This is a genomic window from Streptomyces sp. 17_S59 (assembly GCF_056930295.1).
The window spans coordinates 2,660,940-2,672,500 of record NZ_JBXOWD010000001.1 but is presented as its reverse complement, the minus strand read 5'-3'; the positions used below and the strand labels follow the sequence as shown (position 1 = coordinate 2,672,500).

The 11,561-nt window shown below is 69.0% G+C and carries 7 protein-coding genes and 2 rRNA genes (1 of these 9 only partly in view); 8 read left to right on the top strand and 1 reads right to left on the bottom strand.

Annotated elements, in window-relative coordinates:
* A 23S ribosomal RNA gene (locus AC1Z4A_RS11785) occupies positions 1-2,144 on the top strand; it begins 979 nt to the left of the window's first position.
* Positions 2,145-2,220: 76 nt separating this feature from the next.
* Positions 2,221-2,337, top strand: a 5S ribosomal RNA gene (gene rrf, locus AC1Z4A_RS11780).
* Between the two features lie 177 nt (positions 2,338-2,514).
* Here rrf and AC1Z4A_RS11775 read toward each other — a convergent pair.
* Positions 2,515-3,438, bottom strand: a complete 924-nt coding sequence (locus tag AC1Z4A_RS11775) for a glycerophosphoryl diester phosphodiesterase membrane domain-containing protein (RefSeq protein WP_483678011.1) — start codon at positions 3,436-3,438, stop codon at positions 2,515-2,517.
* A gap of 383 nt (positions 3,439-3,821) precedes the next feature.
* Here AC1Z4A_RS11775 and mtnA point away from each other — a divergent pair, with 383 nt between their 5' ends.
* From mtnA to hpf, 6 genes are all read left to right on the top strand, one after another.
* Positions 3,822-5,000, top strand: coding sequence for an S-methyl-5-thioribose-1-phosphate isomerase (gene mtnA / locus AC1Z4A_RS11770; protein WP_483678009.1), 1,179 nt, complete (start codon positions 3,822-3,824; stop codon positions 4,998-5,000).
* Entirely contained in the window at positions 4,997-5,674 is a 678-nt protein-coding gene (gene mtrA, locus AC1Z4A_RS11765; RefSeq protein WP_483678007.1) for a two-component system response regulator MtrA, read from the top strand. Before mtnA ends, mtrA begins: the two co-directional genes overlap by 4 nt.
* A gap of 1 nt (position 5,675) precedes the next feature.
* A complete protein-coding gene (gene mtrB / locus AC1Z4A_RS11760) occupies positions 5,676-7,700 on the top strand; it encodes an MtrAB system histidine kinase MtrB (RefSeq protein ID WP_483678005.1) in 2,025 nt (674 codons plus the stop codon).
* The gene (locus AC1Z4A_RS11755; protein ID WP_483678003.1) at positions 7,684-9,516 is read left to right on the top strand and encodes an LpqB family beta-propeller domain-containing protein; all 1,833 of its coding nucleotides are present in this window, start codon (positions 7,684-7,686) and stop codon (positions 9,514-9,516) included. The genes mtrB and AC1Z4A_RS11755 overlap by 17 nt, the downstream gene beginning before the upstream one ends.
* Before the next feature lie 145 nt (positions 9,517-9,661).
* On the top strand, positions 9,662-10,387 hold the full coding sequence (locus AC1Z4A_RS11750) for a ComF family protein (RefSeq protein WP_483678001.1): 726 nt from the start codon (positions 9,662-9,664) through the stop codon (positions 10,385-10,387).
* Positions 10,388-10,725: 338 nt separating this feature from the next.
* Complete coding sequence (hpf, locus tag AC1Z4A_RS11745) at positions 10,726-11,412, top strand: ribosome hibernation-promoting factor, HPF/YfiA family (protein ID WP_483677999.1); 687 nt, start codon at positions 10,726-10,728, stop codon at positions 11,410-11,412.
* The last annotated feature ends 149 nt before the right edge of the window (positions 11,413-11,561 follow it).

Below are 11,561 nucleotides of genomic sequence, written 5' to 3'. Positions count from 1 at the left end.
GCGATGGGCCCTACCGGGTTACTGACCTTAGCCAAACTCCGAATGCCGGTAAGTGAGAGCGCGGCAGTGAGACTGTGGGGGATAAGCTCCATGGTCGAGAGGGAAACAGCCCAGAGCATCGACTAAGGCCCCTAAGCGTACGCTAAGTGGGAAAGGATGTGGAGTCGCAGAGACAACCAGGAGGTTGGCTTAGAAGCAGCCACCCTTGAAAGAGTGCGTAATAGCTCACTGGTCAAGTGATTCCGCGCCGACAATGTAGCGGGGCTCAAGCGTACCGCCGAAGTCGTGTCATTCACACAACAGCCTCAACGGGTGTGTGGATGGGTAGGGGAGCGTCGTGTGCCGGGTGAAGCAGCCGTGGAAACGAGTTGTGGACGGTTCACGAGTGAGAATGCAGGCATGAGTAGCGATACACACGTGGGAAACGTGTGCGCCGATTGACTAAGGGTTCCTGGGTCAAGCTGATCTGCCCAGGGTAAGTCGGGACCTAAGGCGAGGCCGACAGGCGTAGTCGATGGACAACCGGTTGATATTCCGGTACCCGCTTTGAAACGCCCAATATCGAATCAGGCGATGCTAAGTCCGTGAAGCCGCCCTGGATCCTTCGGGTGAAGGGGAGTGGTGGAGCCGACGGACCAGACTTGTAGTAGGTAAGCGATGGGGTGACGCAGGAAGGTAGTCCAGCCCGGGCGGTGGTTGTCCCGGGGTAAGGGTGTAGGGCGTTGTGTAGGCAAATCCGCACAACATGCAGCCTGAGACCTGATGCCGAGCCGATTGTGGTGAAGTGGATGATCCTATGCTGTCGAGAAAAGCCTCTAGCGAGTTTCATGGCGGCCCGTACCCTAAACCGACTCAGGTGGTCAGGTAGAGAATACCGAGGCGTTCGGGTGAACTATGGTTAAGGAACTCGGCAAAATGCCCCCGTAACTTCGGGAGAAGGGGGGCCATTCCTGGTGATAGCACTTGCTGCTTGAGCTGGGGGTGGCCGCAGAGACCAGCGAGAAGCGACTGTTTACTAAAAACACAGGTCCGTGCGAAGCCGTAAGGCGATGTATACGGACTGACGCCTGCCCGGTGCTGGAACGTTAAGGGGACCGGTTAGCTCTGTTTCGACGGGGCGAAGCTGAGAACTTAAGCGCCAGTAAACGGCGGTGGTAACTATAACCATCCTAAGGTAGCGAAATTCCTTGTCGGGTAAGTTCCGACCTGCACGAATGGCGTAACGACTTCTCGACTGTCTCAACCATAGGCCCGGTGAAATTGCACTACGAGTAAAGATGCTCGTTTCGCGCAGCAGGACGGAAAGACCCCGGGACCTTTACTACAGCTTGATATTGGTGTTCGGTTCGGCTTGTGTAGGATAGGTGGGAGACTGTGAAGCATGCACGCCAGTGTGTGTGGAGTCGTCGTTGAAATACCACTCTGGTCGTGCTGGATGTCTAACCTGGGTCCGTGATCCGGATCAGGGACAGTGTCTGGTGGGTAGTTTAACTGGGGCGGTTGCCTCCTAAAGGGTAACGGAGGCGCCCAAAGGTTCCCTCAGCCTGGTTGGCAATCAGGTGTTGAGTGTAAGTGCACAAGGGAGCTTGACTGTGAGACCGACGGGTCGAGCAGGGACGAAAGTCGGGACTAGTGATCCGGCGGTGGCTTGTGGAAGCGCCGTCGCTCAACGGATAAAAGGTACCCCGGGGATAACAGGCTGATCTTCCCCAAGAGTCCATATCGACGGGATGGTTTGGCACCTCGATGTCGGCTCGTCGCATCCTGGGGCTGGAGTCGGTCCCAAGGGTTGGGCTGTTCGCCCATTAAAGCGGTACGCGAGCTGGGTTTAGAACGTCGTGAGACAGTTCGGTCCCTATCCGCTGTGCGCGTAGGAGTCTTGAGAAGGGCTGTCCCTAGTACGAGAGGACCGGGACGGACGAACCTCTGGTGTGCCAGTTGTCCTGCCAAGGGCATGGCTGGTTGGCTACGTTCGGGAGGGATAACCGCTGAAAGCATCTAAGCGGGAAGCCTGCTTCGAGATGAGGACTCCCACCCACTTGATGGGGTAAGGCTCCCAGTAGACGACTGGGTTGATAGGCCAGGTGTGGAAGACCGGTAACGGTTGGAGCTGACTGGTACTAATAGGCCGAGGGCTTGTCCTCAGTTGCTCGCGTCCACTGTGTAGGTTCTGAAGTAACGACCGTTGAGTCATGCTCCGGTTGGTTAACTTCATAGTGTTTCGGTGGTCATAGCGTTAGGGAAACGCCCGGTTACATTCCGAACCCGGAAGCTAAGCCTTTCAGCGCCGATGGTACTGCAGGGGGGACCCTGTGGGAGAGTAGGACGCCGCCGAACAAATTGTGAGAGAAAGCCCTGGCAGGGATTACCTGCCGGGGCTTTCTTGCGTTATGGGTGGGTTATGGCCCCCCGTCCCCGCCTCTGCCCCGCGGGCCCCGTCCGCCCGCGCCTTCACAAGCACATGAGGGAAGGCGGGCGAACAGGGCCGCAGCAACTCGGCACCGCGAAGAACGCTTACTCGTTGCCCGCCGCGGCGCGGGCAAGATCAATGTCGAGGGATTCGCGACGGATTCGCTGATCCATATACAGCAGCGCCGTAACCCCTGCCGTGAACGGCAGCATGATCGTCGAGCTGATGGTCGCGGTGATGCCGGTGATGATCGAATCCGTCCAGCCCGTGGAACTGGCGGCCGGGTGGCCCGTGATGATCAATTCGATGATTCCCATGGGCACGGAAACAACTGCGGTGACCACGAAAACCAGCAGCGCGGTCAGAATCTGTATTCCGAAGATCCGGCCCCACGCGCCCTTTACCAGCTTTTCGCTCCGCCGCATGGCGGCGATCACGCCCTGCCTTTCCAGCATGAGTGCGGGTGCCGCAAGGCTGTAGCGAATCCAGAGCCATACCGCGGCCGCCAGTCCCGCCAGCCCGCCGACCACCGCGAGCGAGAGGCCGGCCTGTTCGGCCCCCACCGCCGTGAGCAGCAGTCCGGGTGCCGTTCCTGCGGCGAGGGCACCCACGATGAGCAGCGGAATCAGGCAGAACAGGCCCGCCATGGCCGGCAGCCGGGGGCGGGTGTCGGCCCATGCCTCCCGGGTGGTGACCGGGCGGCCCAGCACCGCGCGGCTGACCACGATGGTCAGCATGGCGGTGGCGAGGATCGAGCCCACAAGGCTGATCAGGGAGCCGATGCCCAGCTCGGCCAGGCTGTCACCCAGGGCGCGCAGCACTTCGTGAGGGGTCGCGTCCGCGAGTTCCTCGGGGGTCGTCAGGGGCTTGGCCGTGCCGGGCCACAGGCCCTCGACCACCGTTCCCACCGTCTGGGTGCAGACTGCCACGGCCAGGGACACGCCCAGGGCCGTGCGCCAGTGCTTGCGCACCGTGCCGAGCGAGCCCGCGAGGATCTCGCCGACCGCCAGCGGCCGGAGCGGGATCACACCCGGTTGCGGTGCCGGTGGCGGGGTGGGGTGCCAGTGGCCGCCACCGCCCCAGCCGCTGCCCTGGCCGCCTCGTCCGCCGCCCTGTCCACCCCAGCCACTGCCCTGGCCTCCGCCGCTGTTGGCGCGAGCCCGTCCCCCGCCGGAAGGGGTCCGGTCCGGAGAGTCGTTCATCTGTCTCTAGCTCCTTCTGCTGCCCGTGCCAGCGCCCATGCGAGGGCGAGCGGGTTACCGCCAGCCATCGTGTCACGCACCGTCGACGGCGCCCGGGGCTCATACGGGGTCGCACCCCGGCTCGTACCCGGGCGCGTACCCGGGCTCGTAAGGGGGAGGCGCCCAGGTGAGCCCTTCAATACTTGGTGTGCGCGGGGCAGACTGGACTAATGGCTGATCACCAAGAGGCACCGGCATCCGTGACCACACCCGCGAGCGCTTCCGAAACCGCCCCCGGGCCACGTACGGGGGAGGGAGTCCCCCTCGTACCGGCCCTGCGCTGGGAGGACCTTCCCGAAGGGCCCGTGATCGTCCTGCTGGACCAGCGGAAGCTGCCCGCGGCCGAGGTGGAGCTGGTGTGCACGGACGTGCCCGCGCTGGTCGAGGCGATACATACGCTCGCGGTCCGCGGCGCGCCGCTGCTCGGGGTCGCGGGGGCGTACGGGCTGGCGCTCGCGGCCGTCCGGGGCTTCGATGTGGACGAGGCCGCCGACATGCTCGCCCACGCCCGTCCCACGGCGGTGAACCTGGCCTACGGCGTGCGCCTGGCCCAGGACGCCCACCATGCGGCCCTGAAGGGCGGGGCGGCCCCCGAGGAGGCCGCGGCCGCCGCGCTCCGCGCAGCGCGCGAGCTGCACCGTGCGGACGCCGAGGCCAGTGAGCGCATGGCCGGGCACGGTCTGTCGCTGCTGCAGGAGCTGGTGCCGGGCGGTGGTTTCCGGGTGCTGACGCACTGCAACACGGGTGCGCTGGTCTCCGGTGGCGAGGGCACTGCGCTGGCCGTGGCGGGGGCGGCGCACCGGGCCGGGGAGCTGCGGCGGCTGTGGGTGGACGAGACGCGTCCGCTGCTTCAGGGGGCGCGGCTGACGGCGTACGAGGCGGCGCGGGCCGGAATGCCGTACACGCTGCTCACGGACAATGCCGCGGGCTCGCTGTTCTCGGCGGGCGAGGTGGATGCGGTGCTGATCGGTGCGGACCGGATCACCGCGGACGGCTCGGTGGCGAACAAGGTGGGCAGTTATCCGCTGGCCGTGCTGGCCCGCTATCACCATGTGCCGTTCGTCGTGGTGGCCCCGACCACGACGGTGGATCTCGGTACTGCCGACGGAGCGGCCATCGAGGTGGAGCAGCGGTCGGGTCTGGAGGTGACGGAGTTCCCGGGATCTGCCGTTTCGACCCCTCTCGCGCCGCTCGGAACACAGGCGTACAACCCTGCGTTCGATGTCACACCGCCGGAGTTGGTGACGGCTATTGTCACGGAAAACGGGGTTGTTTCGCCCGTGACGGGGGAGGGTCTGGCAGAGCTGTGTGCCAGGTCACGATCGGGTAATGGGATGATGTCGATATGAAGGGACGCGTCCTCGTCGTCGACGACGACACTGCACTGGCCGAGATGCTCGGAATTGTGCTTCGTGGTGAGGGTTTCGAGCCGTCGTTTGTTTCGGACGGCGACAAAGCACTTGCTGCTTTCCGGGAGGCCAAACCGGATCTTGTTTTGCTGGATCTGATGCTGCCGGGCCGTGACGGCATTGAGGTGTGCAGGCTGATCCGGGCCGAGTCCGGAGTGCCGATCGTGATGTTGACCGCGAAGAGCGACACGGTCGATGTGGTGGTCGGGCTGGAGTCCGGCGCGGACGACTACATCATCAAGCCGTTCAAGCCGAAGGAGCTGGTGGCCCGGATCCGGGCGCGGCTGCGGAGGTCCGAGGAGCCCGCGCCGGAGCAGCTGACCATCGGCGACCTGGTCATCGACGTCGCCGGGCACTCGGTGAAGCGCGACGGGCAGTCGATCGCGCTCACGCCGCTGGAGTTCGACCTCCTGGTGGCGCTGGCGCGCAAGCCGTGGCAGGTGTTCACCCGTGAGGTGCTCCTGGAGCAGGTGTGGGGCTACCGCCACGCCGCGGACACGCGGCTGGTGAACGTGCACGTGCAGCGGCTGCGGTCGAAGGTCGAGAAGGACCCCGAGCGGCCGGAGATCGTGGTGACGGTCCGCGGCGTCGGCTACAAGGCCGGGCCGAACTGACGTGACGGGGAGCGGGACCGCCCCGGAGCGGGGTGCGGGGCGGCCCGCCGACACGGCGGGCGGCATATCTCTTCTGCGGCGGCTGTGGCGCGCCGGCAGGCTGCTGCCCGACGGTGCCGCCACGGCGCCGGTCCACCCCCTGCTGCGGCTCTACGTGCGCTGGGTGCGGCGGCCGCTGCTGCCCGCCATGCGGCTGTGGCGGCGGAACATCCAGCTGCGGGTGGTCGCGACCACCCTGCTGATGTCGCTCGGTGTGGTGCTGCTGCTCGGCGTGGTGGTCATCGGGCAGGTGCGCAACGGCCTGCTGGAGGCCAAGCAGCACGCCGCGCAGAGCCAGGCCGAGGGTGGTTTCAAGGCGGCCCGGGCGGCCGCCGACCCGGGCGCGGACGGCCGCGGCCAGGACGGTGCCCAGTCCGGCGGCCGCGGGAACCCGGATCCGGGGGCCTGGCTGACGGCTCTGGTGCAGCAGCTCGCCAGCGGCGGCCAGGGCGTCTACCACGTGGTGGCCCTCAGCGCGGGCGACAGCGGCGACACCTCGTACGTCGGCGGGGGCACGCGCGGTCCGCGCGCCTCGGGCGACATCGATCCCGAGCTGAGCGTGCCCGCCGATCTGCGCAGGCAGCTGGACAGCCGGACGGGGACGTTCCAGAAGCCCGGGACGATCAAGCGCAGCGCCTCGGACGAGGGCGAGCCGGCGCTGATCGTCGGCAAGCGGATGTACGACGTCAACGGCAAGCCGTACCAGCTCTACTACCTTTTCCCCTTCACCCAGGAGGAGAAGTCGCTGAGCCTGGTCAAGGGCACGCTGGCCACGGCCGGGGTGTTCGTGGTGGTGCTGCTGGGGGCCATCGCGTGGCTGGTGGTGCGGCAGATCGTCACGCCCGTGCGGATGGCGGCGAGCATTTCCGAGCGGCTCGCGGCGGGTGTCCTCCAGGAACGGATGAAGGTCACCGGCGAGGACGACATCGCACGTCTGGGTGAGGCCTTCAACAAGATGGCGCAGACCCTCCAGGTGAAGATCCAGCAGCTGGAGGAGCTGTCGCGGATGCAGCGACGGTTCGTCTCCGACGTCTCGCACGAGCTGCGGACGCCGCTGACGACCGTGCGGATGGCGGCGGAGGTCATCCACGAGGCCCGGGACACCTTCGATCCGGTGACCGCGCGCTCGGCCGAGCTGCTGTTCGGGCAGCTGGACCGGTTCGAGTCGCTGCTGGCCGACCTGCTGGAGATCAGCCGGTTCGACGCGGGCGCGGCGGCGCTGGAGGCCGAGCCGATCGACCTGCGGGACGTGGTGAACCGGGTCGTCGACGCCGCGCTGCCGCTGGCGGACCGCAAGGGCAGCAGGCTGCTGGTGCGGGGCAACGAGCAGCCGGTGATCGCCGAGGCGGATGCCCGGCGGGTGGAGCGCGTGCTGCGGAACCTGGTGGTCAACGCCGTGGAGCACGGCGAGGGCCGCGATGTCGTGGTGCGGCTGGCGGTGGCGGGCGGTGCGGTCGCGGTGGCCGTGCGCGACTACGGCGTGGGCCTCAAGCCGGGCGAGGCGACGCGGGTGTTCAACCGCTTCTGGCGGGCCGATCCGGCGCGGGCCCGCACGACCGGCGGTACGGGCCTGGGCCTGTCGATCGCGGTGGAGGACGCGCGGCTGCACGGCGGCTGGCTCCAGGCGTGGGGCGAGCCGGGCGGCGGCTCCCAGTTCCGGCTGACGCTGCCGCGCACGGCGGGCGACACGCTGCGGGGCTCGCCGATCCCGCTGGAGCCGGAGGACTCACGGCGCAACCGCGGCGTGAACGAGGCCGGGGTGCCGCTGGCGCTGCCGGGGCGGACCGCGCCCGTACCGCCGCAGCCGGCCCCGCCGGGTGTGCCCGTGCCGCCGCAGGTGCGGAACGTGCGGCCCACGGCGGATCCGACGGCGCTGCCCGGCAGCGGTGCGCGCGTGGTGACGCGGTCCGCCGGGGCGAAGGGTGACGGGGCCGCCGGCGGCGGACGCGGGACGACGACCGGAGGCGACCGTGACGGGCAGGCGTAGGGGAATCGCCGGCGGGCGCCTGGCCGGGCTGGTGGCCGCCGGTGCGCTGCTGGCCGGCTGCGCGTCGATGCCGGGCAGCGGCGAGGTGGACTCGGTGGACTCCTCGCAGCGCGCCGACGCGGATGCGCAGGTGCGTGTGTACGGGGTGCCGCCGCGCAAGGCGGAGCAGCCGCAGGAGCTGGTGATGGGCTTCCTGGAGGCGACGACGAGCGACGATCCGGACTACGAGACGGCCCGGATGTACCTGGCCAAGTCCGTGAAGCGGCAGTGGGATCCGTCGGCGTCGACGACGGTGCTGGCCGCGACCCCGCAGCCGCAGGTGCAGGTGACGCCCGTGGGCGGCGACCGGGAGCCCGCCTTCACGGTGACGCTGACCGGGCGGCAGATCGCGACGGTGGACGCCAAGCACGCGTACAAGCCCGACGAGCGGGACTTCAAGACGCAGCTGCACATGGCGCGGGAGGACGGCGAGTGGCGCATCGACGCGCTCGACGCCGGTCTGGTGCTCGGCGTCTCGGACTTCCAGCGCATCTACCGGCCGGTCAATAAGTACTACTTTGCCGAGTCGGGGAGCGGTGACGGCAGCGGCGGTGCGGAGAAGGCGCGGCTGGTGGCGGATCCGGTCTATCTGCGCAAGCGGATAGACACCGTGACCTCGACGGTGCGGGCGCTGCTGGACGGTCCGACGAACTGGCTCGACCCGGTCGTGGGTACGGCCTTCCCGACCGGTACGCGCCTGGAGGACCAGCGGCTCTCGCTGGACGACTCCAATGCGCTGAAGGTCCGGCTGAGCGACCAGGCGTCGGCGGCCGACCAGGAGCAGTGCCTGCGCATGGCCGCGCAGCTGCTCTACACGGTCCAGGAGTCGGCCAAGGTCACCGATGTGACGCTGCAGCGCAAGGACGGCTCGCGGCTGTGCGTGCTCGGCAAGGAGCAGGCCAAGTGGTACGCGCCGGACCAGACGGCCGGGCGGCCGGACCGGCAGTACTTCATCGACGCGCAGCACCGGATGGTGAGCCTGGCCGACTCCGACGAGGAGCCGCGCCGGGTGGCGGGGCCGCTCGGCGGCGACGCCGGCGTGCCGCTGCGGTCGGTGGCGGTGGACCGGAGCGAGCGGCGGGCGGCGGGCGTGTCCGCGAACGGCCAGTCGCTGTACGTGGCCGCCATGCAGGCGGGCGCGCCGCTCGGCGAGGCCCGGTTGAACGTTCACGGAGGCAGCACCCCGAAGTCCGGTCTGACGGCGCCGAGCTGGGACGGGCTGGGCGATCTGTGGGTCGCCGACCAGGATCCGGAGCGGCCGCGGCTGCTGCGGCTGCCCGGCGGCACGGGGGCGCCGGATGAGGTCCGGGTGCCCGGGCTCGACGGCGGGCGGATCACGGGGCTGCGGGTGGCCGCGGACGGGGTCCGGGTCGCGCTGCTGGTGACGAAGGGGGACCATACGGTCCTCAAGCTCGGCCGGGTCGAGCGGCGGGACAGCGGGGGCAAGGCGAGCCTGTCGGTGCAGGAGCTGCGCTCCGTGGCGCCCAGGCTGGAGGACGTCAGCGCGGTCTCCTGGGCCGGCGCGAGCCGGCTGCTGGTGGCCGGGAGCGAGCAGGGCGGCCTCCAGCAGCTGCAGTACGTGGAGACCGACGGATCGCAGGCCAACGGCTCGGGACTGCCCGGCATCACGCAGGTGCGGGGCGTGGCCGCCTCGGAGACCCCGGGCAAGTCCCAGGCGCTGGTCGCCGAGGGCGAGGGCGGGGTGGTCCGGTTGCTGCCGGACACGAACTGGAAGCTGGTCGGCAAGGAGGGCTCGGCTCCGGTCTATCCGGGATAGCGGTGCCCGGGACAGCGGTGGACGGTGGTCCGGGGTGCCACTCGGGGCGTCTTCCGGCAGCCCGGCATCAGTGCTGGTCAAGGACGCTGCCCGGGAGTTTTCCACAGGGGTGGCGAGGTCCCGCCGGGGGCGGGACAGTGGATCCATGCGCGGGTTGTGGCGGGAGCTGGCCGGTCTGGTGCTGCCGGTGGAGTGTGCGGGGTGCGGTCTGCCGCGGTCCGTGCTGTGTGCGCGGTGCCGTGCGCAGCTGTGCGGGCGGGCGGCCCGGCGGGTGCGGCCGGATCCGGAGCCGCCGGGGCTGCCGCCCGTGCATGCCGCCGCGCAGTATGCCGAAGGGGTGCGTGCCGTGCTGCTCGCGCACAAGGAGCGGGGTGCGCTCGGGCTGGCGGAGCCGCTGGGTGCCGCGCTGGCGGGCGCGGTGCGGGAGGTCGGGTGCACTGGTGCCGGGCGGGGCGAGAGGGGCTGGAGCGGGCCGTTGCTGCTCGTCCCGGTGCCTTCCTCGCGGCGCGCGGTGGCGGGGCGGGGGCAGGATGCGGGGCGGCGGATCGCGCTGGCGGCGGCGCGGGCCCTGCGGGGTGCGGGGCGGCCGGCCCGGGTGGCGGCGGTGCTGCGGCTGCTGCGGCCGGTGGCGGACCAGTCGGAGCTGGACGCCCGGCAGCGCCGGGCGAACGTCTCGGGGGCCATGGGGGTGGCCCGGAGGGCGGACGGGCTGTGGCGGGAAGGGCGGCCGGTGGTGCTCGTCGACGACCTCATGACGACCGGGGCCTCGCTGGCGGAGGCGGCCCGTGCGGTGCGGAGCACGGGCGGGCGGATCGTGGGTGCCGCAGTGGTCGCCGCGCCTTCGAGAACCTTCGAAAGCAACCGGAACTGACGGGAAACGTACTGCGTTCCTGATGGAAACGGCCGGGAAACACCTGAATGGAGGTACGTTGCAACAGGGGGTACCGACAGGCTCCCGAGCGAGATATGTTCGGTTGTGAGGAATGGCAGGAGCTATGCCTCATATCTCCGATTGGCGCGCTTCGTATGCCTTCGCTGAAGCTGGGAAGAAGCCCGAAGAGCCTTGAAGCCGGTGGGGTGTAGATCTTGTCGACGGGGGAGGAGGAGGTGAAAACCGCCTAGTCGGTGGCCCCGGGGATCCCCGGGGTCTGATGCAAGAGGGATGCGCTCCGCAACCTTCGGCGGAGCGATCCGGGAACGGAGTTCTGCGTGGACATCGTCGTCAAGGGCCGCAAGACAGAGGTGCCCGAGCGGTTTCGCAAGCACGTGGCCGAGAAGCTGAAGCTGGACAAGGTCCAGAAGCTCGACGGCAAGGTGATCAGCCTCGACGTGGAGGTGTCCAAGGAGCCCAACCCCAGGCAGTCCGACCGCTCCGACCGAGTGGAGATCACCGTGCGTTCGCGAGGACCGGTGATCCGGGCGGAGGCGGCGGCGACGGATCCCTATGCCGCGCTCGACCTGGCTGCGGCCAAGCTCGAGGCGCGCATGCGCAAGCAGCACGACAAGCGCCACGACCGCCGGGGCAACGGGCGCATTCCGGCGAGCGACGTCGGGGCGAGGGTCGGTGCCGCGGCGCTCAACGACAGCGGCGAACTGGCCGCGACGGAAGCAGCCGAAGGGGTGCCCGTCACCCACATCGGACCTCTGGAGATCCGGGGCGAAGGCCCCCTGGTGGTCCGCGAGAAGACCCACGCCGCCGCACCGATGACGCTCGGTCAGGCGCTCTACGAAATGGAGTTGGTGGGTCACGACTTCTATCTCTTCGTCGACACCGACACCAAGATGCCCAGTGTCGTGTACCGGCGCCACGCGTACGACTATGGCGTCATCCACCTCAACGCCGACCCGCTCTTCGAAGGGGAGCCGGGTGGTGCGGGCGGGGAGCTCGGCGGCTGACCCCGCGGCCGCGGCCGGCAGCGAGCCGCCGTGGTCCGGATGAGCCGCAGACCGTGCAGGTGCCCCAGGAGCGCCCCCGGCGCTCCCGGGGCATCACCATGCCGCCGGGAAAGCGGGGTCCGGCGGCCCCGGCATGAAATCATGGCCGG

Coding starts and splice junctions, on each gene's coding strand:
- mtnA (WP_483678009.1), top strand. CDS start 3,822: ATGGCTGATCACCAAGAGGCACCGGCATCCGTGACCACACCCGCGAGC.
- mtrA (WP_483678007.1), top strand. CDS start 4,997: ATGAAGGGACGCGTCCTCGTCGTCGACGACGACACTGCACTGGCCGAG.
- AC1Z4A_RS11750 (WP_483678001.1), top strand. CDS start 9,662: ATGCGCGGGTTGTGGCGGGAGCTGGCCGGTCTGGTGCTGCCGGTGGAG.